Here is a 24,293-nt window from a genome sequence, read left to right on the forward strand (position 1 = left end):
GCGTGCCGTCGTGCGGTGCTGCCGAGTGTCGTGTTCCGTACCCGAAACCGAACACCGCACGAAGGACCCGACCTCATGCACCCGCTCGTCCTCTTCGCGTCGCAGACCTCGACCCAGGTCGTGCTCGACAACATCGCCGCCTTCGGTCACGAAGCGCTCAAGTACTTCCCGATCGGCATCGCCGGCATCATCGTCTGGGCACTGTGGCTCTACCGCGTCGTGCTCTCGGCGCGCGCTCGTCCGGTCGAGAACGGCTTCCGCACGACGACCTCGGTCGTGGTGCCGTCCTTCCACGAGGACCCGGACATCCTGCTCCGCTGCCTCGACTCCTGGCGGGAGCAGCACCCGGACGAGATCATCATCGTCCTCGACGTGGCGGACACCGAGGCGTACCGCCGGATCGTGGCGGTGGGCGACCCCACCGTCAAGCCGGTGCTGTTCCACCACGTCGGCAAGCGGAGCGCGCTCGGCGAGGGCATCCGTCGGGCGAAGTACGACGTCCTGGTCCTGGTGGACTCGGACACCTCGTGGGAGCCCGGTCTCCTCGAAGCCGTGCAGATGCCCTTCGTCGACGAGCGCGTCGGCGGTGTCGGCACGCAGCAGAACGTCTACCAGCGGAACTCGAGCATCTGGCGCATCATCGCCGACTGGCTGGTCAACCTGCGGTACTTCAACTACGTCCCGGCGATGGGCGCGGCGGGTGCGGTCCCGATCCTGTCCGGTCGGACCGCGGCCTACCGGCGCTCCGCCGTGCTGCCGGTGCTCGACAACCTCGAGAACGAGTTCTTCCTCGGCCGCCGGTGCATCGCCGGGGACGACGGCCGTCTGACGTGGCTCGTCATCGCGTCGGGCTACAAGACCGTGCACCAGTCGTCGGCGAAGGCGCTGTCGATGTTCCCGGCGAGCGGCAAGGCGTTCTTCAAGCAGCGCATCCGCTGGAGCCGCAACTCCTACCGCACGTACCTGACGGCGATCGCCAAGGGGTGGGTCTGGCGGGTGCCCTTCGTGACGAAGATCACGGTGCTGCAGATCATCCTGACCCCGGTGACGATGGGCATCACGATGTGGTACCTGCTGTTCAGCCGCCTGGAGCTCAGCACCGTCGGCGTCCTGTTCACCATCGGCTGGCTGCTCTTCGGCCGTGCGGTGCGCGGGGTCTCGAACCTCAAGCGGCACCCGCTCGACCTGCTCGTGCTGCCGATGCTCGCCCTCGTCGTGATCGCGGTCGCCCTGCCGATCAAGGTGTACTCGTTCGTCACCATGAACAAGCAGGGGTGGCTCACCCGGCACGCCGACCAGGTCGGGGGTGACGGGCAGCAGGCTCGGACCCTCCAGCCGGAGACGACGACCGGTCGCCGGGTGGCCTCACCCGGTGTCGTCCTGCCGCAGGGTGCCGTCGCGGCGACCTCCGACGACCAGGCGGTCGCGGCATGAGCGCGCTGACGAAGACGACGCCGCGGCTCGCCGCGGGGCTGCTCGTCGGTGCCGGGCTCCTGCTCACGGGTGTCCTCGGCGTGCCCACCGCCGCCGTCGCGGCGACGACGTCCGCGGCCGCGGCCCCGGTGACGGGACGACCCTACGGGGGCGACCCGGACAAGGAGGCCCGGCTGGTGACGGCCGAGAACGACCGCATCTACAACGTCCGTGCACTGGCCTCGGCGGCGCGGTGGAGCGGCCTCGCGGTCTCGCAGCCGTACCGGCTCGCCACGGGCTCGTCGTACACACTCGTCCTCGTCGCCCGTGGTGCGGCGTACACCGTCGACGACCTCGCACGGCTCGCACCGTCCACGTTCGTCAAGCAGCCGGACGGCTCCTGGTTGCTCAGCGAGAACATCGTCGTCGAGAACGGCGCGACCCTGCGACTCGCGAGCCCCGACGGCCTGCGCATCCACCTCGCGAGCAACCACGAGGGCTTCGTGTCGATCGTCACCCAGGCCGGCAGCCTGCAGGTCGTCGGTTCGGCGAAGGCTCCGGTCACGATCGACGCCTGGGACCCGCAGGCAGGGCGGGTCGACCAGCAGACCTCGGACGGACGGGCGTACGTCCGGGTGCAGGGCGGGACCGCGACCCTGCAGTACGCGGCGTTCTCGCACCTGGGGTTCTGGAGCGGAACGACCGGCGGGGTCTCCCTGACCGGGACGAACCTCTCCACCCTGGACCAGGCCTCCGGCGACCAGCAGGGCAAGACCGAACGGACCACGAAGGACGTCTTCGGCAACGCCATCCTGCCGACCGGCGAGCTGCCGAAGAGCGGCAGCGCCACGGCGAGCGCCGGCGGCTACAGCTACGTGTCCGCCCTCGTGCAGCACGTCACCTTCGCCGGGAACGCCTACGGCCTCTTCCTGACGAGCGCGGACGGCGTGACGATGTCGGACGCCACGGTGGAGCACTCGCTCATCGACGGCCTCGTGCTGCACCGCTACGTCACGAACTCGACGTTCACATCGGTCCGGTCGACGGACAACGCGGTGGACGGGGTGAAGATGACGCGGGCGTCGACCGGCATCGTCCTCAGCCAGGTGACCGCCTCGGACAACGGTCGCAACGGGATCACGCTGAACGGCAGCGGGCTCGCGGCGGGGCCGAACGCGGCCGGCATGCCGACGACGACCTACGGCAACAACGCGCTCTCGGACAGCAACAGCTCCGGCAACGGGCGCTACGGCATCGAGGTGATCGGCGGGAAGAACGTCCGGATCAGCGGGTCGACGGTCGCACGCAACGAGATGGGCATCGTCGTCCGGCACGACGCCGACGACGTGGTCGTCCGCAACAACGTGGTCAAGGACTCGTCGCAGAACGGCATCGCCGTCCTCGACGGGCCCAGTCGCACCGAGGTCTCCGAGAACTCGGTCGACGGCGCGGACATCGGCGTGTACGTCCGGGACAGCGCGACCTCGTCGGTGACGAACAACGCGATCGACGATGCCCGCGTGCACGGGGTCACGATGGTCGGGGCGGTGGGTGGCACGGCCGTCGAGAACAACACGGTGGACGGTCGCGGGCCGAGCGCGATCGACCTCGCCCGGTCCGACGGAGCCGCCCAGCAGGGCAACACGACCGTCGAGTGGCAGTCGACGAAACCGTTCCTCGTCACCCTGCGCGCGGTGTTCCAACCGTTGACGGTGCTGTGGCTCCTGCTACTGACGGTGGTGCTGGTCGCGGCGATCGGCGGGACACGACGTCGACGTCGGGGACAGCGCGAGCTGCCGTACGCGAAGCAGGCACCGCTGTCCAGCTACACCCGCGGCGCGGTGGACCCGGCCTCGCTCGGTCTCCCGCCCGTGGCGGGCCGCGGCACGCACGCTGCCGAGCCGGGTGCGGTCGCACCCTCGGGGAGCTGACCGGTGACGCGACGACCCCGTCGCCTGCGGTCACACCTCGTCGTCGGCGCAGCGGGCCTGGCGGTCGGAGCGCTGGTGGTCGGCGGTGTGTGGGCCGCCACGAGCGGTGCGGACCGGGGGGACGAGCAGGCCGCTCGCCCCCGGCCGACGCCGAGCGTCGAGCAGACCCCGGCCGCGACGCCGAACGGTGTCCCGGACACCCGTGCGACGCCCGACGCGACCGCGACTGGATCGCCCGACGCCGGGACGGGACAGGCCTCCCCGGTCGACACGGCCCGGTGCGACGCCGCCGCGACGACGACGGTCAGCACGGCGAAGGCCCTGGAGAAGGCACTCGACGACGCTCGAGCAGGGGCCGTGATCCGGCTCGCGTCCGGCACGTACACCGGCCGGTTCGAGGCCTCCGCGGCCGGGACGTCGGACGCACCCGTGACGCTGTGCGGCCCGCGTGACGCCGTGCTCGACGGCGGCGACGTGGAGGGCGGGTACGTCCTGCACCTCGACGGCGCGTCCTACTGGCGGCTCGAGGGGTTCACGGTCCGCAACGGGCAGAAGGGCGTCATGTTCGACGACGTCCAGCACTCGACGGTCGACGGCCTCACGGTCACCGACATCGGTGACGAGGGGATCCACCTGCGCGCCGACAGCAGCGACAACACCGTCCGCGGCAACAGCGTCAGCAGGACCGGTCTCCGGAAGCCGCAGTTCGGCGAGGGCATCTACATCGGCTCCTCGAAGAGCAACTGGTGCAAGGTCTCGGACTGCCGTGAGGACCGCAGCGACCGAAACGTCGTCACGGGCAACACCATCGCCGACACCGCTGCCGAGAACGTCGACATCAAGGAGGGGACGACCGGAGGCACCCTCTCCGACAACTCCTTCGACGGTGTCGGGATGCAGGGCGAGAACCACGCCGACTCGTGGGTGGACGTCAAGGGGAACGGGTGGACCGTCACCGGGAACCGGGGCGTCCGCTCACCGCTCGACGGCTTCCAGACCCACGAACTGCTGTCCGGCTGGGGGACCGACAACACCTTCACCGACAACCGCGTCGACCTCGGCAACACCGACGGCGTCGCGTTCGCCCTCCGACCCGTCGAGGGCAACACCGTCTCCTGCGACAACACCGTGGTCGGCTCGAACGAGTTCAGCACCACGGCCTGCACCGACTGACACCCGACGGCCACCGCGGTCCGTCACCACCCACCCTTCGCGACCCGAGAGCGAGCCCTTCCCATGTCTGCTTCCGTCACACCCATCCCCGACACCGCGATGCCGCCGGTCGCCCACCAGCCCCGCCTGACCGTCATCGGCACGGGGTACCTCGGCGCCACCCACGCCGTCTCGATGGCCGTCCTCGGGTACGAGGTCCTCGGCGTCGACGTCGACCCCGCCAAGGTCGAGGCGCTGATGTCCGGCCGGGTGCCCTTCCACGAGCCCGGCCTGCCCGAGCAGCTCGCGCAGGCCCTGGCGTCCGGTCGGCTGCGGTTCACCTCGTCACTGCGCGAGGCCGCCGAGTTCGGCGACGTCCACTTCGTCTGCGTGGGCACGCCCCAGCAGCGGGGGTCGCACGCCGCCGACATGACGTACGTCGACTCCGCCTTCCGCGAGCTCGCGATGCACATCGACCGCCGCGCGCTCGTCGTCGGGAAGTCGACCGTGCCGGTCGGGACCGCCGAACGGCTCGCCGCGCTCGTCGCGGAGGTCGCCCCCGCCGGGACCGAGGTCGAGGTCGCCTGGAACCCGGAGTTCCTCCGCGAGGGCTACGCCGTGCAGGACACGCTGCACCCCGACCGGCTCGTCTTCGGCGTGCAGACGGCGTGGGCCGAGGCGCAGCTGCGTGCAGCCTTCCGCCCGGTCCTCGACGAGGGGACGCCGCTGGTCGTGGCCGACCTGCCGACGGCGGAACTCGTCAAGGTGGCCGCCAACTCGTTCCTCGCGACGAAGATCTCCTTCATCAACGCGATGGCGGAGGTCTGCGAGGCGGCCGGTGCGGACGTCAGCGTCCTGGCGAGCGCCCTGTCCCACGACACCCGCATCGGCGGCCGCTTCCTCAAGCCCGGCCTCGGCTTCGGTGGCGGGTGCCTGCCGAAGGACATCCGCGCGTTCTCGGCCCGGGCGCAGGAGCTCGGTGTCGGCCAGGCGGTCCGCTTCCTCGACGAGGTCGACGCGATCAACCTGCGCCGCCGCCAGCGGACCGTCGACCTGGTCACGGAGATGGCGGAGGGGGACCTGGCGGGCAAGCGGATCGCGGCGCTCGGCGCGGCGTTCAAGCCGAACTCCGACGACATCCGCGATGCGCCGGCGCTCGACGTCGCACGGATGCTCGACGAGGCGGGTGCCGTCGTCACCGTGTACGACCCCGAGGCGATGGAGAACGCCGCGCGCGCCTACCCGACCCTGCGGTACGCGCCGTCGCTCACCGCGGCGGTGATCGATGCGGACGTGGTCGTGCTGCTGACCGAGTGGGAGCAGTTCCGCACGGTGGACCCGCACGACCTCGGCGCGCTCGTCCACCACCGACGCATCGTCGACGGCCGGCACGCGCTCGACGCGGACGCGTACCGCGCGGCCGGCTGGGAGCACCGTGCGCTCGGCCGACCGTCCGCGTCCGGCACGGTGGAGATCGCGGTCGACGAGCAGGACCGCCTGCAGGCCACGGCCTGACGGCCGGACGTCTCGGTGGGGGTACCACCGAGGACGCGCCCGGTTCACGACGACGTGCACCGGGCGGTGCGGAGGAGGCGGCTTCGGGCAGTGCCGCCCCTCCGCGCAGGGTGCTGCTCAGGCGCCGAGCAGCTCGGCGGCCTCGCGCACCGCGGTCGGGGCTCCGGCGAGGTGCCAGTCGTGCCCGTGGGCCCGGACGACGGTGGCCGCGCCACCGGCGCCCTCGACGAGCGCCCGCCCCGGGAGCCAGTCCCAGTCGGCGCAGTCGGTCTGCACCCAGAGGCCGATGCGGCCCGCTGCGACGTCCACCAGGTCGCAGGACCCCGACCCGCTGATCCGGACCGTTGCCGCCGCTGCCAGGAGCGCCGTCATGGGCGCCGCCTCGGCGGCGCGCAGGTGCGAGCTGTTGAGGAAGGTCGCCACGCTCGTCGCGGCGAGGGTCACGTCCTGCACCGGCGGCACGGCCTCGCCGTCACGGGTCGTCACCCCGTCCGACGCCACCCACGTCTCGTCGGCGAGCGGACGACGGACCGCACCGACCCGGAGCACGCCGTCGACCTCGAGCGACACCGCGCTGCACCACGCGGGCAGGCCGGCGACGTAGTTGAACGTCCCGTCGATCGGGTCGACGGTCCACCGGCGTCCGTGGGTCGCCTCGGACCGGGTGCCCTCCTCGCCGAGCACCCCGTCGTCCGGGCGGTGCTCGAGCAGCATCCGACGGACGAGGTCCTCGGCGGCGCGGTCGGCGGCGGTGACGAGGTCGGCGGCCGAGGTCTTCCGCTCCGCGTCGGTCCCGTCCCGACGCATGTCGGCCGCGAGCCGGGCGGCGTCGGTCACGAGGGCAGCGGCGAGGGCGTGGTCGTCCATCCGGCAACGGTAGCGGGCGGAGGACGGACGACGCAGGCCCGACGTCGCAGCGTCAGGACGTCGTACGGGATCCGGTCCGAGCCGTCAGGACGCCGTCAGGACCGGCTCGGCCCCGAACAGTCCGCCACAGGCTGGTCGTCGTGGACACGAACCGAGACCGACGACCGCTCCCGACACGGCGCACCGGGTGGCACCCGTGGGGCCGGTGCACCGTGCAGCCCGTCTCCCGCGCACTGTGGAGCGGGCGCACGCTCGAGGTGCACGCCCCGGGGACCACCGCGGGCGAGCTCCTGCTGCTCCGAGCGCTCCAGGTCTGGGGTGCGGCCGGCGCACTCGTAGCGGTCGCACTCGTCGTGGCGCTGCACCGCGTGCCGGCGGTCGGCCTCGTCGTCGCCGTCCTGCTCTACGCCGCCGGTCCCGTCCTGCTCGTCCGGGCGACACGGCGGTTGCGTCCCGGGGTCAGACGCTTGACGATCACGGTGTTCCACGGCAACGGTCAGCCGGAGGTGCACGGCGACGTCCGGCTCCTCGAGGCCTCGCTCGACCTGCTCTGCCTGGTCGAGGACGCCGTCCGTCGCGGGCAGGTGTCCCGCGTCGAGTACGAGCAGGTCTGGGGACAGGTGTGGCGGGCGATGCCCGAGCCCGCGGCGCGGGCCGCAGGCCGACCGCGGTCCGGCGAGGTCGCCCAGCGGCGTGGGACCCACCGGTGAACGGCGTGCCCGAGCCGACGGCGTCGGCGCCGCCGGATGCCGAGGTCGACGATCCGTCGGTCGTGCTCGGCGACGACTGAGCACGCGGTCGGCCCACGGGCCGGTCCGCACGACCGGGCACGCTCATGCCGCGGGGACCACCAGACGGGAGGCCCGTGGCGGCCCCGCCCTGCGCCTCCCGTCCGTCGTCCGCTACAGGACCGCCTTCGGCACCCGGTGCAGGGTCACCGCCCCGACCGCTGCGAACGGGTGCAGCGGGTCCGGGTCGCCGGAACCGGTCGGCCCGCCGAGCTTCGAGTCGCCGACCGCGCTGAGCACCGCGTAGGCGTCCTCGGCCGTCCACCCGTGGTCCTCGACGAGGAACGCGAACGCGTCCTCGTAGCCGCGTCGGACACTCTCCTGCACGGGGTCGCCGAGCCCGACGAAGAGCCACTCGTCGGCGGTCTCGATGCGCGGCGCACGGATCGGCCGACCGCCCTGTACGAGGTCGACGGAGACGATCGCGGTGCCCTGCGCCTCGATCGCGACGAAGGACGACTCGCCCTCGGCCATGATCGCGTGGATGTCCCCGATCGACAGCAGGGCACCGGGCACCCGGACCGGCAGGTACACGGTCGAGCCGGGACGCGCCTCGGTGACGTCCATGTTCCCGCCCTCGGCGTACGCCGGCATGATCGTCGAGTTCGTCCCCGATGCCGGTGCGACGCCGATGCAGCCGATCATCGGTCGGACCGGGAAGGCGTGCCGGTCGGTGACGTGCACCACGCCGTCCTCGATCGGGCAGCGGCGGGCGAAGACGCCCTCGGGCATGACGTGCTGGAGCGCGCCCGATCCCGGGAGCGACACCGACCACCCGTGGGTCGTGAGCTGGATGTCGTGGATGTGCACCGCGAGCACGTCACCGGGCTCGGCACCCTCGACCCAGACGGGGCCGGTGACCGGGTTGATCGGTGCCTGCAGCTGCGCCAGGTCGTGGTGCTCGTCGAGTTCGGCGTAGACGGCGTCCGTGGTCTCGAAGCCGATCGTCTCGCCGGTGCCCGGGGTGATCCGGAGCACGGGCTCCCGGTCGGCGGCGAACCCGGGCCGCCCCAGGGTGCTCGGCAGGAAGTGGTCGGGGGTGGTCATCGCTGGCCCTTCTCCGTGGTGGTGGTGTCGAGGCCGCCGACGGACCCCTCGCCCAGTGTGCCGGGCTCCTCCGACCCGACCTCGGTCGAGCGGCCGGTCCGCCGGTAGTAGAGGAACACCGCGGCGCCGACGACGAGCCAGACGATGCCGCCCACCTTCGCCTCGACGGCGGCGTTGAGCAGGACGTACCCGATGATCAGGAAGCCGACGAGCGGCACGACGAGGTGCAGCAGCCAGTTGCGGGACCTCCCCTTCACGACGTGGTGCACGAAGACCGACACGTGCAGGAGCATGAAGCCGAACAGCGCGCCGAAGTTCACGAGCGACGAGATGGTGTCGATCTGCCCGACGAAGAACAGCACGAGGATCGCGGAGAGCACCGAGACGACGATGATCGCGTTCTGCGGGACCAGCCGGCCGTTGAGCTTGTGCAGGAACGCGGGCAGCTGTCGGTCGCGGCTCATCGAGAAGAGCAGGCGGCTCGTCGCGGCCTGGGCGGCCATGGCGTTCGCGATGCCGACGGCGAGCACGTTGACGGCGAAGAACGCGGTCGCCCACCCGCTCGAGGAGGCCTGCTCGACGATGGTGAAGAACGCGTTCCCGGCCTCGCCCTCCGGGAACGAGTCACGACCACCCGCCAGCGCCGACGCGAGCCACGTCTGCAGCACGAACAGGAACGCGACGATGACGAGTGCGAGCACCATCGCGAGTCCGGCGCCACCGCGGCGACCGGTGGACTCCTCGGACAGCGTCGAGATGCCGTCGAAGCCGAGGAAGCTCAGCACGGCGATCGACAGGGCGCTCGCGATGAGCGGTGCGGACACCTTCGACGGGTCCCACACCTGGTCGGTGCTGAACGAGGCGCCGGGCACGGTCCCGCCGGTCAACGCGACGATCGCGATGACGACGAAGATCGCCACGAAGACGAGTTCGATGAGCAGGAAGATGCGGTTCGCGAGCTTGAGGGACGAGACACCGAGCAGGTTGATCACGGTGTTGATCGCGACGAACACGAGTGCCCAGAGCCAGCGGGGCGTGCCGGGGAAGATGCCGACCATGCTCTCGGCCGCGAACACGTAGAGCAGCGTCGGGACGAGCAGGTAGTCGAGCAGGATCGCCCAGCCCGCGAAGAACCCGGCGGTGGGGTGGATGCCGCGACCGACGTACGAGAACACGCTGCCCGCGAGGGGGATCGACTTCGCCATCTGCGCGTACGCGAGCGCGGTGAAGATCATCGCGACGAGGCCGACCAGGTAGACGAGCGGCACCATGCCGCTCGAGGCGTTGTAGACGGTGCCGAAGATCGCCCACGGGGCGATCGGCACCATGAAGACGAGCCCGTAGACGAGCAGGTCGGTGGTGGAGACGGAGCGCTTGAGCTCCTGCTTGTAGCCGTAGGCCTCGAGCTGCTGCTGTGCAGAGAGCTCGCTGTGCTGCTGCGACATCGTGGTTCCGTTCGGGGAGACGGTGCGTGGGAGGGGGGATGACGGACGCCGGGCGTGTGGCTGGGTGGGCACGCCGGTCGGGTCCGGTGGGGTGTCGGCCGGGAGGCGCGTGGCGGGGTGAGGTGCGCGCCTCCCGGCCGGCTGGCTGGTCGCCTCAGCCGGTGGGCTGGTCGTCGTGCTCGGCGAGGAACGCCGCGACCACGCGGCGGAACTCCTCGGGCTGCTCCAGGTGCGAGCAGTGGCTCGCACCGGGGAAGACGTGCTGGCGGACGTCGGCGATGCGCTCGACGAAGGGCTGCCACGTGGCGGGCGTCGCCTCGTCGTGCTCGCCCGCGACGACGAGGGTCGGGACCGCCACGCGGTCGAGCCGGTCGACGACGGTCCAGTCGCGCATCGTGCCGACGACGTGGAACTCGTTCGGCCCGTTCATGGTGTGGTACACCGTCGGCTCCTGCTCCATCTGGGTCTCGGAGTCGACGAAGTCCTGTGGCATGGGGACGACGCGGCACACGTGGCGCTCGTAGAACACCTGCGTGGCAGCGAGGTACTCGGGGTCGTCGACGGTGCCGGCCTGCTCGTGCCGCGTGAGGGCGTCCTGCACGTCCTCGGGCAGCTGCGCGCGGAGCTCGGCGGCGCCCTCGACCCAGAGCTGCATCGACGCGGGGGAGTTGCAGATCGCCAGGGAGCGGAGGCCCTCCGGCTGCCGGACCGCGATCTCGGAGCCGAGCATGCCGCCCCACGACTGGCCGAGCACGTGGTGGTCGCCGAGACCGAGGTGGTCCACGAGGGCCGCGTACTCGTCCACGAAGAGCTGCGGGGTCCAGTACTCCGTCGGGGCGTCGGGTCGGTGGGAGCTGCGGCCGCAGCCGAACTGGTCGTGGTGCACGACGGTGCGACCGGTCTCGTCGGCCAGTGCCGCGAGGTTCCGGAGGTAGTCGTGCGCCATGCCGGGGCCGCCGTGCAGGACCACGAGCGGGAGCGCACCGGGGGTCGGGGCGTCGGGTTCGGTGACGCGGTACCAGGTCTCGCCGTCCTGGAACGGCATCGTGCCTTCGGTGATGCGGGACATGACGCACAGCATGGACCGGGCAAAGGTTCTCTGCAATACCTTTTCTCGTCCTTTAACGTGGACGAAACGCAAGGAGGGGGCCGAGTGCCAGATCGCGCGACGGAGACCCGTGTCGACGAGGTCGAGGACCGGCTCGTCACCGCCGTGGCCGTCGGGGAGTACCTGCCCGCCTCTCGGCTGCCGCCCGAGCGTGAGCTCGCCGTGCTCCTCGGTGTCGGACGTGTGACCGTGCGCGCGGCCCTCGCGCGACTGGTCGACCGCGGCCTGCTCGAGACACGTCGAGGACGGGGCGGCGGGACCTTCGTCCGTTCGCAGTGGCCGGACTCGTCCTCCGACGCCGTCGCCCGGACGCTGCTTGCACGCTGGGCCGGCATCCGCGACACCACCGACGCGATCGCCCTGCTGCACGGCGCACTCGCCACCGCAGCGGCCGAGCGGATCACCGACGACGGCCGGACGACGCTGCGCACCCGGCTCGAGGACTTCCGCGCCGCCGCGTCCGGGCTCGAGAAGCAGCAGGCGGACGCGGTGCTGCACCGAGCGATCATCGACGCCGCCGGCAACGCCGTGCTCGCAGCGGCGCTCGCCGACCTCGAGTCGCAGGTGTCGATCGCGGCGCCCGCACACCTCTGGGGCACCGCCGAGGGCATGGCCGAGATGGAGCACCGTGCCCTGCTCGAGCACGAGGGGCTCGTCGACGCCGTCTGCGCCGGGCGGTCGGTCGACGCGGGGGTGCTCGCACGTCGGCACGTCGGCATCGACCTCGAACTGCTCGAGCGCGCGATGCTCCGGGCAGGGCAGGTCCCGACCTCCTGACGGCGTCCGTCGTGCATGATCGTCGCAACGGAGGTGCACGTGGCGGAGATCCTGGTGGTCGAGGACGACCCGGCGATGGGCGCGCTCGTCGAGCGTGGACTGGTCGGCGAGGGGCACGCGGTCACGGTGGTCACCGACGGCGTCGCCGCGCTCGTGGCTGCGGCCGCGCGGTCGTTCGACGCGGCGGCGATCGACGTCATGCTCCCCGAGATGACCGGGTTCGAGGTGTGTCGTCGGTTGCGCGAGACGGGCCAGGACTTCCCGGTGATCCTCGTCACCGCGCGGGATGCCGTCGACGACCGGGTCTTCGGGCTCGACGCCGGCGCGGACGACTACCTCACGAAGCCCTTCGCGATCGCCGAGCTCAACGCCCGGATCCGGGCGCAGCTCCGCCGCAGGTCCGCCGGTGCCGTGACCGTCGTGCAGGCCGGCGCCGTCCGACTCGACACCGTGACCGTCCGGGCGACCGTGGCGGGCCGGGACCTGCCCCTCAGCGTGAAGGAGTTCTCGCTGTTGCGGTACCTGGTGCAGGGGGCGCCGGAGACCCGGTCCCGGGCGGAGGTGCTGCGTGAGGTGTGGGGGAGCGCCGAGCACTTCGACCCCACGATCGTCGACCAGTACGTCAGCTACGTGCGGAAGAAGCTGCACGCCTCGGGCGCCGACGTGGCCATCCGGACCGTGCGGGGCGTCGGCTACGCGCTCGACGTCGTGTCCCGTCCGTGAGGCTCATGCGGCGGCTGTCCGTCCGCGCGCGCATCACGATCGGGAGCGTGCTCGTCGGCGCGGTCGTGCTCTCCCTGGTCGCGCTCGTGCTGCACGCCGAGGTGCGGCAGGCCACGCTGGAGACCGACCGGTCCCTCGCCGTCGGCGACGCGGCGCCGTTCGTCGCCGACCTCCGGGACAACCCGGGTGAGGCGCCCGACCGACCGGCCGACGGCGTCCTCGTGGGGATCCGCTCCTCGACCGGCGAGTGGATCGTCGACACGCTGCCGGACGACCTCCGCCGGTCGCTCCCGGACGGCGTCCCACGATCGACCACGACGCTCCGGCTCGGCGACGGGCACCGCAGCGCGACGCTCGTCGGCACACCGGTCGCGAGCGCCGACGGACGGTTCGTCGTGTGGGCTGCGCAGGACGGCCGTGCCGGGCACGAGACGGTCGAACGCGTCGACCGCTCGCTCGTCGTGGGGACCCTGCTCGCGCTCGTCGCATCGGGCCTCGCCGCCTGGCTGCTCTCGACCGTCGCGCTCCGACCCGTCGCGCGGATGCGTCGGACCGCCGAGGCGCTCAGCGGCGGGGACGCGACCGGGCACCTGCCCGTCGGCCCGTCGGAGGACGAGCTCGCCGACCTCGCGAGGACCCTCAACGCCTTCATCGACCGGCAACGCGAGAACGCGGTCCGCGAACGACGGATGGTGTCCGACGCCAGCCACGAACTCCGGACGCCGCTCGCGGCACTGACGGCACGACTCGAGCTCGCGCACCGGTCGTCCGGTGACGCCGCCGCGCTCGAGCGGGAGCTGGCGGCCGCCGAGTCCGACGCCGCGCGTCTCACCGCACTCGCCGACACCATGCTCGAGCTGAGCCGGCTCGACGAGACGCAGGCCACGCCGTCGACCACCGCAGCGGAGCTCGTGACGGAGCTGATGGGCAGTGTCGACCGGGCTCGGGCGCTCGGGGGGACCAGCGGGGTCGACTTCACCGTGGACGTGCCCGACGGTGCCGAACGGTACGGCATCACCCCCGCGGCGTTCGGACGGGTCGTCGACAACCTCGTCGCGAACGCGATCGCCGCGGGCGCTCCGGACGTCGAGGTCGGCATCACGTTGGTCCGGCAGGAGGACCGCGCACTGCAGCTGGTCGTCCGTGACGACGGTCCCGGTGTGCCGGAGGACTTCCTCCCGCGTGCGTTCGACCGCTTCACCCGTGCCGACGACGCACGGCGGGCCGTCCTCGGTGGCAGCGGACTGGGCCTGGCGCTCGTCCGAGGGCTCGCCGAGCGGGCGGGCGGGGAGGCCACGCTTGCGAACGCACCCGGCGGCGGCGCCGTCGCGGTGGTGCGACTGCCCGCGCGCTGAGGCCCGGGGACGGCCCTGCTTCGTTCGAGGTCTCGAACGAAGCAGGGCCGTCGTTCCGGGCTGCTTCATGGGACCGGTGTCGATGCTGAACGTCACCCGATCACCTGCTGGAGAGGAACGAGACGATGATCGACACCGCTCGCCCCACCCGACGTGCCGCGGCGGCTCCGCCGCGGCACTTCCCGGCACCGCCCGCGGAGCCCCTCGAGGTCGCCGCCCGGCGCCGTCGCCGATCCGGTCGCGGCCGTGCTGCGGTCACCGACCTGCTCGGTGTCCTCGCGTGGGCGTCCGCCGCCGTCGCCGTCGCGCTCTGGCTGGCCTCGCCGGGATCGCACTCGGTCTCGGGCGTCGGCGGCGTGCTCACCGACACCGGGATCGTCGCCGGTCTGGTCGCGACCGACCTGGTGCTCGTGATGCTCGTGCTCGCCGCGCGCGTGCCGCTGATCGACCGCGTGTTCGGCCAGGACAAGGCGATCGCGGTGCACCGGTCGCTCGGCGAGCCCGTGCTGTACCTGCTGCTGGCACACGGCGTGCTGCTGACGCTGGGCTACGGCGCGTCGTCGGGTACCGGCCCGATCGCCGAGACCGTCTCGCTCTTCTCCACGCCGGACATGCCGCTCGCGTACCTCGCCCTGGGGCTGTTCGTCGCGGTCGTGGTGTCGTCCCTCGTCGCGGTCCGGCGTCGACTGCCGTACGAGGCGTGGCACGTCGTCCACCTGCTCAGCTACGCCGCCGTCCTCGTCGCGTTGCCGCACATGCTCAGCGTCGGCAGCGTGCTCGGGCAGGGCACCTGGCAGCGGGTGTACTGGATCGCCGCGTACGCCGTCGCGCTCGGTCTCGTCGTCGTCCACCGCTTCGTCCGACCGGTGGTCGTGAGCCTGCGGCACCGCATCCGGGTGGTGGCGGTGGAGCCGATCGCTCCCGGAGTCGTGTCGATCCACCTGGCCGGTCGCGACCTCGACCGGCTGGGTGCCCGCGGCGGCCAGTACGGCGTCTGGCGGTTCTGGTCCGCGCGGACCTGGTGGCACGCCCACCCGGTGTCGTTCTCGGCCGTGCCCGGACGAGAGCGTGCCCGGATCACCGTGCGCGACCTCGGAGCGGGGTCCGCGCGCCTCGGGCGGATCCGGCCGGGTACCGCGGTGTCCCTCGAGGGCCCCTACGGCCTGTTCACGACCCGGGCCCGCACGGCCCCGTACCTCGCCCTCGTCGCATCGGGCATCGGGATCACGCCGGTCCGCGCGCTGCTCGAGGACACCGACCTGCGTCCCGGCGAGGCCACGGTGCTCCTGCGGGGGACCGACGCCGAGCAGCAGTACCTGTGGCAGGAGACCGCGGAGCTCGCTGCGGCGACCGGGAGCACCCTCTTCGCCGTGGTCGGGCACCGCGCGAGGTCGCAGGAGAGCTGGATGACGGAGGACGACCTCCGTCGTGGGGTCAGCCTGCGGTCGGTGTTCCCGCGGTTGCTCGAGTCCGACCTCTACGTCTGCGGGCCGCAGGCGTGGTCCGACCTGGTGGTGCGGGAGGCCCGGCTCGCCGGCGTCCCGGAGCACCAGATCCACCAGGAACGGTTCGGGTCGTGAGGGCCCGGGTGGTCGCCGGCGGCGTCCTGTCCTCGGTGGCGGTGCTCGCCATCGGGTGGCAGCTCGGCGGACAGCCGGCCGTGACGACACCGGCGCAGGGCACGACGTCGGGGATCGGGTCGTCCGGCAGCGCCGGCTCGGGCGGGACCTCCGGCTCGTCGGCATCCGGCTCGTCTGCATCCGGCTCGTCCGGCGCGTCCGACTCCGGGACCTTCACCGGTGCCGCGGCGCAGACGCAGTACGGCGAGGTCCAGGTGCAGATCACCGTCGCCGACGGGAAGATCACCGACGTGACCCCCCTGCACCTGACCGACCGGGACGGCCGCTCCGTCGCGATCAGCCAGCAGGCCGCCCCGATCCTCCGGCAGGAGGCCCTGCAGACCCAGTCGGCGCAGATCCAGGCGGTGAGCGGCGCGACGTTCACGAGCGGGGGCTACACCACGTCGTTGCAGTCCGCGATCGACCAGGCCGGCCTGTGAGCGTCCTGACGTTCGAGACGATGGGGACCGTCGTGAGCCTCCGCGGTGCCACTCCGGAGGCCGCGTCCGCGGTCCGCGCCGTGTTCGCCGGGTACGACCACCGCTACAGCCTCTGGGACCCCGCTTCGGTGCTGAGCCGCATCGCCGCCGGGTCGCTCCGGCTGTCCGATGCGCCGACCGCGGTCCGGGACGTCTACGCGCTCGCCCTGTCGTGGCGGGACCGGACCGGTGGTGCCTTCACGCCCCACCGTCCGGACGGGGTGATCGACCTGTCCGGCGTCGTCAAGGCACTCGCGATCCGTGACGCCGGGGAGGTCCTCGACACCGGCACGGACGCCTGGATGCTCAGCGCCGGCGGCGACGTACTCGTCCGCGGCACCCACCGACCCGACGAGCCGTGGTCGGTCGGTGTCGTCGATCCCGGACGTCGGGACACCGTCGTCGGGGTCGTGCGGCTCGGCCGCAGCCGACGTGCGGTCGCGACCTCGGGGACCGCGGAGCGCGGGGAGCACATCTGGCGACGGAGCGCGCCCGTGTTCGTGCAGGCGACCGTCGTCGCCGACGACGTCCTGACGGCGGACGTCCTCGCGACGGCCGTCGTCGCCGGGGACGAGGACGACCTCCGGCGACTGACCGCCGACGGGGACGTCGACGTGCTCGCCTTCACTGCCGACGGCATCGTCTGGGCGACGCCCGGTGCGGCTCCCTGGGTGTCGTCAGCGCTCGGGCCGGGCGCTGTGCCCGTGGCGGGGCCGCTCGAGCAACCGCCCACGGGGCGGGCTCAGGTCGGCGTCGATCCCTCGAGCCGCGCCTCCTCGGCGTCGTAGCCCGCGCGCACCTGCCGGAGCACCAGGTCGTCGATCTCGTCGTCGTCCCGCAGCCGCAGCAGGGTGGCGGCCTTGTGCCGGACCAGGGCGAGCTCGAGCGCGACCGTCGCGTCGTGCCTCTGCAGCGTCGGGTGGTCCTCGTCGTCCTCCTCCCGAGCCTGGATCACGTCGAGGTGGGCCTCCAGGTCGCGTCGGACGCGGTCGATCGTCGCCCGGTCGGCACCTGCCCTGCGCGCCAGGCGGGGGAGCGCGTCGAGCGCTTCCTCGACCGCCGTGCGCTCGGCGTAGCGGCGTTCCTCGCCGACGGACTCGTCCTCGGGGAGCGCCGCGCGCCGCAGGACGGCGGGGAGCACGAGTGCCTGGCCGACGATGGTCACGACGACGACGCCGGCGGTGACGAACACGATGAGGTCGCGGTCGGGGAAGGCGCCCCCGGACTCGAGCGTGCGCGGCACCGCCACCGCCATCGCCAGGGAGACCGCACCGCGGAACCCGGCGAAGCCGCTCACCAGTCGGTCGCGTCGACCCTCCCGCGGCTCGCCGCCGAACCGCCGGGTGACGAGCCAGACGGTTCCTCCGATCGTGCCCTCGAAGGCGAACCGCACGAGCACGAGCACGACGGAGACCGCGAGCACGAGACCGACGCCGCTCCACAGCTCACGGGCGGCGAGGGCACGGGCAGCGACCATCGCCTCGATGCCGACGAGCACGAACAGCGCACCGTTGAGCAGGTACGTGAGGAACGACCAGAAGGCGCGGACCTGCTGGCGGGTCTCCGCCCGGTCGAGCTTCGGAGCGACCTGGCTCACGACGATGCCCGCGGCGACGACGGCGAGCACCCCGGACGCGCCGACGGCCTCGGCGCCGAGGAACGCCGCGAACGGCACGAGCAGCGTGACGAGGTTCTCGAGCACGACCGTGTCGACCCGTCGGAGCACGAGCGAGCCGAGCCACGCGGCGAGGAGTCCGGCCGCGACCCCGCCGACGTACGACAGGACGAGCATGCCGGAGACGTTCCAGAACGTGAGCTCCTGCGTCCCGACGGTCACGGCGACCGCGATGCCGTACACGACCAGGGTGGTGCCGTCGTTCACCAGGCTCTCCGCGCGGAGGACCGTGACGTTCCGGCGGGGCAGCATCTTCGTGAGCACACCCACGGCCGTGGCGTCGGTCGGGGCAACCGCTGCGCCGAGCACCCAGGCCGGCCCCCAGGGCATGCCCAGCAGGTGCAGGAGCGTCGCCACGACGCCGGCGGTCACGACGACGAGCAGCGTGCCCATCAACACGATGCCGCGCAGGTTCTTGCGGATCTCCCGGAGCGACGTGGTGAGGCTCTCCCAGTAGAGCAGTGCGGGGAGGAACAGCAGCAGCACGGCCTCGGCGGGCAGTTCGACCCGACCGAAGGTGGGGACGAAGGCGAGCAGCGCGCCGATGACGAGCAGGAGCACGGGCGGCGCGATCCTGATGCGGTCCGCGACGGCAGCCGTCACGGCGATGGCGAGCCCGAGGGCCACCACCAGTTCTGGACCGAGCACGTGTCTCCTCAGGATTCGTTGCGACGCGTCAGTCAACGCCGAACGTGCTGCACGTCCTTCCCGATCGGTCCGGCACGGATGGTGGAGGGCGGCTATGCTCCACCTGTATGGGGGTACAGTTCGACGACGGCGCCGCGCAGGGACTCGTGACGGCAGCATCACACGCAGACCGGGTCCTCGCTGAGCAGGGGGCAGGGAGACGCAGCTCGGCAGAGTCGGCGTCGCAGGAGTTCCGGGGCGCGTACGCACGCCTCTTCCAACAGGCGTGCGCGACCGAGGCCCAGGATCGAGCCCGCTTGGCGTCGGTGCTCGACGACCTGGCGCGGCAGGTCCGGCTCGCCACGCAGCTGGCCGCCGAGGAGCGCGCTCGGCTCGCCGACGTCGCGGCCTGGGACGCGCGTGAGGCGGACCGCGCTGAACGACGGGACGACGACGCGGTGCAGTGGATCGCCTCGGGGGTGGAGGGGCTCTTCGACCCGCGGCCGACCGCGCCGCCCGTGCAGCCCCCGACGGTCGCCGTCGCGTTCTCGCCCACGCAGCGCATCAGGACCTCGACCGGCTCCGGATCCGCGACGAGCAGCGCCGACCCGACCGACCTCCGGAGCTTCGTGACGCACGCCCGAGCGGCCGACACCGCGCTCCGCGCCGAGGTGGACCGGGTCGGGACCGCGTGGTCGCGCTTCGTTGCCTCGTGTTCGTGGGTGCCGACCGGCGGCCCGGGGTTCGTCGACGGCGCTCGGCGCCTCGTGGACGAGAACGACGCGGACGCAGGATGGATCGAGCACGTCGCTGGCGCCTTCGAGCAGGCGGGCAACGGCACCCTCACCGACCGGGTCCTCGACCTCGTCGTCGCCGCCGCCCTCTCCGCCGAGGGTGTCGACCCCCTCGAGGTCCTGTCGCACATGGATCCGGAGGTCGGAGCGGCATGGCTGGCGGCGAACCCGGACGTCCTCGACCGGCTCGTCGCGGATCCACCCGCGTGGGGGACGTCGTCGACGGTGCTGTCGGCGATCGTCGGAGCGGCCCGCGCCGCCGACCTGCCGCCGACCCGGTACGCCGACGTGCTGCAACGCATGTACGTGACCCGTGCGGCCGAGAAGGTCGGCATCGACATGGCGACGTGGCAGCTGGACCGTGGAGCTCCGGCACTGATGCCGCAGGTCGCCGGCTCGTACGAGTACTACGCGAGCCTGTACGTCGACGATCCCGCCTTCACGTGGGCCGGCATGGCGAACATGGTCGGCCCGGACTTCGCGGCGGGCTTCCTCGACCTGCACTCGTTCCGCGACCACATCCAGACGGCACGTCCGCTGGCGCCTCCGTCGATCCGACCGCTCATCGACCAGCTGGCCGGGATGGGCGACGACGAGATCGCCTTCTACGAACGCACGTTCCTCGGCATGCAGAAGGACATCTTCCTGGACGCTTCGACGATGCACGAGGCCTACCTCGACGGCGGCATGACGAGCATCGACGAGCTCCGTGCGGCGGGGCTCCTCCGCGGTGCGAACGACGACCCGGTCGACGCCGCGCTGTCGGAGCGGCAGACGTACTCCGCCTGGCAGGACATCGACGCCGGCAGGCGCACGGGGGACCAGGACCGCATCGCACAGGGCAACGAGACCCTGCTGCTCCGCGAGCAGCGCGACACCATCCAGGGCGCCTACCAGCAGATGCACGACCGAGAGCCGACCGGTGAGGCCCTCACGACGATGTTGGGGATCGTCGGCGACGCGTCCATCCCCGGAACCAAGACGCTCGGCCAGTTCGAGGGCGGCATCGACGTACCGGTCGACGTGAACCCCTTCAGCCCCGGCACACAGGGCTGGGTGGACCACTGGTACATCCCCCAGGGGAACATCTCGGAGTTCGATACCCGGTGGGACTACATCGAGGGAGACACGCTGCCCGCGTGGCAGCAGCTCGTCCAGGACGACCCCGACCGTGCCCGCGAACTCGTGGGTGGGTCGGTCCCCGATCGGATCCAGCAACGTCGGCTCGACAACCGCATCCCGGAACTCCTCGACAACCTCCACGACTCGGAGCTCGCATGGCACTGAACGCTCGTCGCCCAGGGATCGCGGCAGCGGTCGTCGCCACTGCGGTCGTCGCCCTGCTGTCGGGCTGCGCCGGCCCGCCACCGGGGGCCCAGTCCGACCCCTCCACCCGTCCCGACCGAAGCGAGACCGACGTGCAGCACAACGGCCCCACCCCGACCGCCATGCGCCTCGAGGACGGCGTGGAGGTCTGGGACCTCACCGGCACGCCGAGCGTCGAGGCGTTCGGCGTCGACACCGACGGCGAGTCGCCGGTCCGGAACGCGGTCGCCGCCTACAGCTCCACCGATGATCGACCGGCACGCTTCGTCCTCCCGGGCGACCGGGTCGTCGACCTGCCGGTCGGCGAGGTGATCGTCACCGTCGACGACTACCCGGACGGGCTCACCGACTCCTCCGGCGAGGTCATCACCCCGGCAGGTCGGTCGTTCGTCCTGCAGGTCGAGGGACCGACGACCTCCGGTGCGGCCGCAGGGGTCGCGGCCTACCGGGACGCGCTCGAGTCGGCCGACCTCCCGACGAACGGAGCGGACGAGCTGCAGGAGAAGGTCGAGTCGGTCCCCTCGATCGACGGGACGGAGACGAGCGGGCGGCTGGGCGCGAGCACCGACGTGCCCGTGCCGGACGGGATGTCCGCGGCGCTCAGCTCGCGGTTCCGTCCGTCGGACACGACGCCGACGTTCCGGATGCAGCTCTTCGTCTCCTGGGAGCCGGTGCCGATCCCCTGAACGGCGAGGGGCGGCACGGACCGCGATCGCGTCAGCCCGCCAGGGTCCGCCGCCGGAACCGTCGCGCCCATGCCCGCCACGGCAGCGAGCTGGCCAGCGCGAGACCGATGACGACGGTGCCGAACCAGGCGACGACCACCCCGGGGACCGGCACGAGCAGGCTCGTCCAGAGCAGCACCGCGAGGACCCCGAGGACGTACGCGGCCCCGGCCTTCAGGTACCGGAGGCGCTTGAGCGTCGCCGCCTGGTCCAGGCGCGACGTCGTCCGGGCGAGGAACACCGCGCCGACGGCGATGGCTGCGACCGCGAGTGCGGCCTGCTCGAGCGCACCGAGTCCGTCCACGCCGAGCACGCCCGACCCCGACAGGCTGTACACGCCGTCGAGGATCTCGAACAGCATGAAGACGACGAGCCCGCGTTCGAAGACCACCGTCGAGGCGTAGGCGTGGACCCGCCACGCGCCGCTCGTCCCGACCGCTCCGGTGTCCGTGCCGTCCACGCCCCGCAGCGCCCACCGGGCGATCCGCTTCGACACGAGGTACGCGCCGACGCCGGCCGCGCCGCAGACGGCGACCGGCAGCACCGTGTCAGGGGCCCACGCGTCGTGGCGTCCGACCAGGACGGTCGTGACGAGCACGCCGGCCGCAGCGGTGACCACGGACCAGACGCGCGGCCGCGCGACCCGGGCGAGCCGTGCCTCCAGACCGCCCAGCCAGGACCGCCGTGACAGGCGGTCGGTGTTGAACAGGTACTCGGCGAAGACCAACCAGATGAAGGCCGCGCCGAAGGCAGCCAGTGCGGGACGGACCTCGGCGAGGTGCGCCGAGAAGGACCCGGGGGCGAAGACGGCTTCGTCGACGGCGGACGCGGGGTCCGCCCCTCCGCCGACGGCGACGGCCGCGGGTGGCAGGAGCAGGCGCATCGCGAGCACTCCGGCGACGATGCCGAGCGACAGGAAGAGCCGTCGTGCGGGGGAGTGCAGCCGACCGGCGATGCCCGCCATCGGGACCGACGAGTCCGCGGCCATCGCGATCTCGAGCAGGGCGAGTGCGGCGAAGGCCAGGGCGGCTGCCGGGCCGAGGGTGACCCACGCGGCGGCGGCGGCCGCCACGGTGAGGACGAGGGGGACGGTCAGGAGCGATCTCGTGGCCATGTCCCCATGCAGCACCTGTCGGCTGGATCGCGCATCCGTCCCGTCTGGCAGACGCGTCGGAGGCACCGGTGCGTTCTCCGGAACGGGTGACGGCCCGTCCCCACTTGCGGGGACGGGCCGTCGGGTGCGGTGACCGGAGAGGTCGCCCGGGCGGTGCTGAGGGTCAGTCGTGGAACGTCTCGATGGACGCGCCGAGCGAGTTGAGGCGCTCCTGCAGCTGCTCGTAGCCGCGGGCGATGATGCCGACGTTGCGCAGGACGCTCTCGCCCTTCGCGGCGAGCATCGCCAGCAGGATGACGACCGCGGGCCGCAGGGCGGGCGGGCAGCTGACCTCGGCGCCGGAGAAGTGCGTCGGGCCGGTCACGTCGAGGCGGTGCGGGTCGCGCAGGGTGACGCTCGCGCCGAGGCGGGTGAGGTCGAGCAGGTGGATCGCCCGGCCCTCGTACACCCAGTCGTGCACGAGCGTGGTGCCCTCGGCCATCGCCGCGATGACGACGAAGAACGGCAGGTTGTCGATGTTGAGGCCCGGGAACGGCATCGCGTGGATCTTGTCGATCGGGGCGTGCAGCTCGGACGGGTGCACCGTGATGTCGACCAGGCGCGTGCGACCGTTGGCGGCGGCGTACTCCTCGCTGACGTCGAACCGCAGCCCCATCTCGGCGAGGGTCGCGAGCTCGATCTCGAGGAACTCGATCGGCGCTCGGGTCACCGTGAGGGTGGACGCGGTGACGATCCCCGCGGTCAGGAGGCTCATCGCCTCGACCGGGTCCTCGCTCGGCCAGTAGTCCACGACCTCGTCGATCCGGCTCTTCCCGGTGATGCGGAGCGTCGTCGAACCGATGCCCTCGACCTGCACGCCGAGCAGTTCGAGGAAGAAGCAGAGGTCCTGCACCATGTAGTTGGGGCTGGCGTTGCGGATCGTGGTGACGCCGTCGCGGGCGGCCGCGGCGAGGATCGCGTTCTCCGTGACGGTGTCACCGCGCTCGGTCAGCACGACCGACTTCGTCGGCACCTCGGTGTTCGCCACGTCGACCTCGTACCAGCCGGAGGTCGCCTCGACGTCGACGCCGAACGGCCGCAGGGCGATGAGGTGCGGCTCGACCGTGCGGGTGCCGAGGTCGCAGCCGCCGGCGTAGGGCAGACGGAACGAGCCGTAGCGACCGCTGAGCGGGCCGAGGAACATGAGCACGCTCCGGGTGCGCCGGGCGGCGTCGGCGTCGATCGCGTCCAGTCGCAGGTCCGACGGGGCGACGATCTCGAGGACCTCGCCGTCCTCCGACCACGTGACGGTGGCCCCGAGGCTGCGGAGCACGTCGATGATGCGGTCGACCTCGACGATGCGGGCCACCTTGTGCAGCCGGGTGACCCCGCGGTTGAGCAGCGACGCGCAGAGCAGTGCGACGGCGGCGTTCTTGCTCGAGTTCACGGCGATGGAGCCGCTGAGCTTCCGACCGCCCTGCACCCGGAGGTGGGCGCGCTGCGGGGCGCCGCCGATCGAGACGATCTGCTGGTCGAGCGCGTCGCTGATGCGTGTGAGCATCTCGAGCGACAGGTTCTGTCCGCCCTGCTCGATGCGGTTGATCGCGCTCTGGCTCGTGCCGACGCGTTCGGCGAGCTGGGTCTGGGTCATGCTGCGGCCCTTGCGGGCGCCCCGGATGAGGGCGCCGACCTCGCGCAGCGGAGCGGCGGGCGCGGTGCCGGTCGGCTCGGCGGGCGTGACGACGGTGGTGGTGTCGGACATGGTCGCCACGGTAACACGCTCATGAGATAAAACAGGGGACATCGCCCGGCGATCATCCAGGATCGGATCGGG

Annotated in this window: 20 protein-coding genes; 13 read left to right on the forward strand and 7 right to left on the reverse strand. The window is 72.3% G+C overall.

Annotated features, from left to right (window positions below; all coding sequences use genetic code 11):
- Positions 1-75: 75 nt before the first annotated feature.
- The 4 genes from M3666_RS12990 to M3666_RS13005 all read left to right on the forward strand — a co-directional run bounded on the left by M3666_RS12990 (position 76) and on the right by M3666_RS13005 (position 6,011).
- Entirely contained in the window at positions 76-1,434 is a 1,359-nt protein-coding gene (locus tag M3666_RS12990) for a glycosyltransferase (RefSeq protein WP_209682738.1), read from the forward strand.
- Complete coding sequence (locus M3666_RS12995; RefSeq protein ID WP_066654144.1) at positions 1,431-3,344, forward strand: right-handed parallel beta-helix repeat-containing protein; 1,914 nt, start codon at positions 1,431-1,433, stop codon at positions 3,342-3,344. The genes M3666_RS12990 and M3666_RS12995 overlap by 4 nt, the downstream gene beginning before the upstream one ends.
- A gap of 3 nt (positions 3,345-3,347) precedes the next feature.
- Positions 3,348-4,517 (forward strand): right-handed parallel beta-helix repeat-containing protein, encoded by a 1,170-nt coding sequence (locus M3666_RS17160; RefSeq protein WP_066654146.1) that lies wholly within the window; start codon positions 3,348-3,350, stop codon positions 4,515-4,517.
- 63 nt (positions 4,518-4,580) lie between these two features.
- Positions 4,581-6,011 (forward strand): UDP-glucose/GDP-mannose dehydrogenase family protein, encoded by a 1,431-nt coding sequence (locus M3666_RS13005; protein ID WP_200884143.1) that lies wholly within the window; start codon positions 4,581-4,583, stop codon positions 6,009-6,011.
- A gap of 117 nt (positions 6,012-6,128) precedes the next feature.
- Here the strand turns inward: M3666_RS13005 and M3666_RS13010 are convergent, their stop codons facing one another.
- Entirely contained in the window at positions 6,129-6,878 is a 750-nt protein-coding gene (locus M3666_RS13010) for an inositol monophosphatase family protein (protein ID WP_066654151.1), read from the reverse strand.
- 140 nt (positions 6,879-7,018) lie between these two features.
- On the opposite strand from M3666_RS13010, the gene M3666_RS13015 reads away from it, so the two are divergent.
- Positions 7,019-7,588: a DUF6611 family protein gene (locus M3666_RS13015; RefSeq protein ID WP_066654152.1), complete on the forward strand. Its 570-nt coding sequence runs from the start codon at positions 7,019-7,021 to the stop codon at positions 7,586-7,588.
- Between the two features lie 192 nt (positions 7,589-7,780).
- Here M3666_RS13015 and M3666_RS13020 read toward each other — a convergent pair whose 3' ends face one another.
- The 3 genes from M3666_RS13020 to M3666_RS13030 all read right to left on the reverse strand — a co-directional run bounded on the left by M3666_RS13020 (position 7,781) and on the right by M3666_RS13030 (position 11,227).
- Positions 7,781-8,713 carry an acetamidase/formamidase family protein gene (locus M3666_RS13020; protein WP_251155443.1) on the reverse strand — a complete coding sequence of 311 codons (933 nt, stop codon included), beginning with the start codon at positions 8,711-8,713 and terminating at the stop codon, positions 7,781-7,783.
- Positions 8,710-10,158, reverse strand: a complete 1,449-nt coding sequence (locus M3666_RS13025) for an APC family permease (protein WP_251155444.1) — start codon at positions 10,156-10,158, stop codon at positions 8,710-8,712. The genes M3666_RS13020 and M3666_RS13025 overlap by 4 nt, the downstream gene beginning before the upstream one ends.
- Before the next feature lie 154 nt (positions 10,159-10,312).
- On the reverse strand, positions 10,313-11,227 hold the full coding sequence (locus tag M3666_RS13030; protein ID WP_251155445.1) for a proline iminopeptidase-family hydrolase: 915 nt from the start codon (positions 11,225-11,227) through the stop codon (positions 10,313-10,315).
- A gap of 84 nt (positions 11,228-11,311) precedes the next feature.
- Between M3666_RS13030 and M3666_RS13035 the strand changes: the two genes are divergently transcribed.
- The 6 genes from M3666_RS13035 (at position 11,312) to M3666_RS13060 (ending at position 17,007) form a co-directional block, all read left to right on the forward strand.
- Complete coding sequence (locus tag M3666_RS13035; protein ID WP_251155446.1) at positions 11,312-12,043, forward strand: FadR/GntR family transcriptional regulator; 732 nt, start codon at positions 11,312-11,314, stop codon at positions 12,041-12,043.
- Between the two features lie 15 nt (positions 12,044-12,058).
- On the forward strand, positions 12,059-12,766 hold the full coding sequence (locus M3666_RS13040; protein ID WP_066654164.1) for a response regulator transcription factor: 708 nt from the start codon (positions 12,059-12,061) through the stop codon (positions 12,764-12,766).
- Positions 12,767-12,771: 5 nt separating this feature from the next.
- Positions 12,772-14,121 (forward strand): HAMP domain-containing sensor histidine kinase, encoded by a 1,350-nt coding sequence (locus M3666_RS13045; protein WP_245171351.1) that lies wholly within the window; start codon positions 12,772-12,774, stop codon positions 14,119-14,121.
- 125 nt (positions 14,122-14,246) lie between these two features.
- Positions 14,247-15,701, forward strand: coding sequence for a ferric reductase-like transmembrane domain-containing protein (locus tag M3666_RS13050; RefSeq protein ID WP_209682719.1), 1,455 nt, complete (start codon positions 14,247-14,249; stop codon positions 15,699-15,701).
- Positions 15,698-16,180 (forward strand): FMN-binding protein, encoded by a 483-nt coding sequence (locus M3666_RS13055; RefSeq protein ID WP_251155447.1) that lies wholly within the window; start codon positions 15,698-15,700, stop codon positions 16,178-16,180. The genes M3666_RS13050 and M3666_RS13055 overlap by 4 nt, the downstream gene beginning before the upstream one ends.
- Positions 16,177-17,007, forward strand: coding sequence for an FAD:protein FMN transferase (locus tag M3666_RS13060; RefSeq protein ID WP_066654172.1), 831 nt, complete (start codon positions 16,177-16,179; stop codon positions 17,005-17,007). Before M3666_RS13055 ends, M3666_RS13060 begins: the two co-directional genes overlap by 4 nt.
- Here the strand turns inward: M3666_RS13060 and M3666_RS13065 are convergent.
- Positions 16,962-18,542 (reverse strand): Na+/H+ antiporter, encoded by a 1,581-nt coding sequence (locus tag M3666_RS13065; protein ID WP_251155448.1) that lies wholly within the window; start codon positions 18,540-18,542, stop codon positions 16,962-16,964. The two genes, M3666_RS13060 and M3666_RS13065, sit on opposite strands and share 46 nt — an antisense overlap.
- A gap of 107 nt (positions 18,543-18,649) precedes the next feature.
- On the opposite strand from M3666_RS13065, the gene M3666_RS13070 reads away from it, so the two are divergent.
- Entirely contained in the window at positions 18,650-20,602 is a 1,953-nt protein-coding gene (locus M3666_RS13070; protein ID WP_251155449.1) for a hypothetical protein, read from the forward strand.
- Positions 20,593-21,327 (forward strand): hypothetical protein, encoded by a 735-nt coding sequence (locus M3666_RS13075; protein ID WP_066654178.1) that lies wholly within the window; start codon positions 20,593-20,595, stop codon positions 21,325-21,327. The genes M3666_RS13070 and M3666_RS13075 overlap by 10 nt, the downstream gene beginning before the upstream one ends.
- Before the next feature lie 31 nt (positions 21,328-21,358).
- On the opposite strand, the gene M3666_RS13080 is transcribed toward M3666_RS13075, so the two are convergent.
- Together M3666_RS13080 and M3666_RS13085 are read right to left on the reverse strand one after the other, a co-directional pair.
- Positions 21,359-22,480, reverse strand: a complete 1,122-nt coding sequence (locus M3666_RS13080) for a DUF475 domain-containing protein (protein WP_251155450.1) — start codon at positions 22,478-22,480, stop codon at positions 21,359-21,361.
- Between the two features lie 163 nt (positions 22,481-22,643).
- Positions 22,644-24,221 carry a UDP-N-acetylglucosamine 1-carboxyvinyltransferase gene (locus tag M3666_RS13085; protein ID WP_235426588.1) on the reverse strand — a complete coding sequence of 526 codons (1,578 nt, stop codon included), beginning with the start codon at positions 24,219-24,221 and terminating at the stop codon, positions 22,644-22,646.
- Positions 24,222-24,293: the final 72 nt, after the last annotated feature.

Origin of the sequence: Curtobacterium sp. ODYSSEY 48 V2 (genome assembly GCF_023712625.1) — a bacterium.
GTDB lineage: Bacteria > Actinomycetota > Actinomycetes > Actinomycetales > Microbacteriaceae > Curtobacterium.

What these genes read in the sequence shown, in the direction of transcription:
- M3666_RS12990 (WP_209682738.1), top strand. Translation starts at nt 76, where the DNA reads ATGCACCCGCTCGTCCTCTTCGCGTCGCAGACCTCGACCCAGGTCGTG.
- M3666_RS12995 (WP_066654144.1), top strand. Translation starts at nt 1,431, where the DNA reads ATGAGCGCGCTGACGAAGACGACGCCGCGGCTCGCCGCGGGGCTGCTC.
- M3666_RS13005 (WP_200884143.1), top strand. Translation starts at nt 4,581, where the DNA reads ATGTCTGCTTCCGTCACACCCATCCCCGACACCGCGATGCCGCCGGTC.
- M3666_RS13010 (WP_066654151.1), bottom strand. Translation starts at nt 6,878, where the DNA reads ATGGACGACCACGCCCTCGCCGCTGCCCTCGTGACCGACGCCGCCCGG.
- M3666_RS13020 (WP_251155443.1), bottom strand. Translation starts at nt 8,713, where the DNA reads ATGACCACCCCCGACCACTTCCTGCCGAGCACCCTGGGGCGGCCCGGG.
- M3666_RS13025 (WP_251155444.1), bottom strand. Translation starts at nt 10,158, where the DNA reads ATGTCGCAGCAGCACAGCGAGCTCTCTGCACAGCAGCAGCTCGAGGCC.
- M3666_RS13030 (WP_251155445.1), bottom strand. Translation starts at nt 11,227, where the DNA reads ATGTCCCGCATCACCGAAGGCACGATGCCGTTCCAGGACGGCGAGACC.
- M3666_RS13040 (WP_066654164.1), top strand. Translation starts at nt 12,059, where the DNA reads ATGATCGTCGCAACGGAGGTGCACGTGGCGGAGATCCTGGTGGTCGAG.
- M3666_RS13045 (WP_245171351.1), top strand. Translation starts at nt 12,772, where the DNA reads ATGCGGCGGCTGTCCGTCCGCGCGCGCATCACGATCGGGAGCGTGCTC.
- M3666_RS13050 (WP_209682719.1), top strand. Translation starts at nt 14,247, where the DNA reads ATGATCGACACCGCTCGCCCCACCCGACGTGCCGCGGCGGCTCCGCCG.
- M3666_RS13070 (WP_251155449.1), top strand. Translation starts at nt 18,650, where the DNA reads ATGGGGGTACAGTTCGACGACGGCGCCGCGCAGGGACTCGTGACGGCA.
- M3666_RS13075 (WP_066654178.1), top strand. Translation starts at nt 20,593, where the DNA reads ATGGCACTGAACGCTCGTCGCCCAGGGATCGCGGCAGCGGTCGTCGCC.
- M3666_RS13080 (WP_251155450.1), bottom strand. Translation starts at nt 22,480, where the DNA reads ATGGCCACGAGATCGCTCCTGACCGTCCCCCTCGTCCTCACCGTGGCG.
- M3666_RS13085 (WP_235426588.1), bottom strand. Translation starts at nt 24,221, where the DNA reads ATGTCCGACACCACCACCGTCGTCACGCCCGCCGAGCCGACCGGCACC.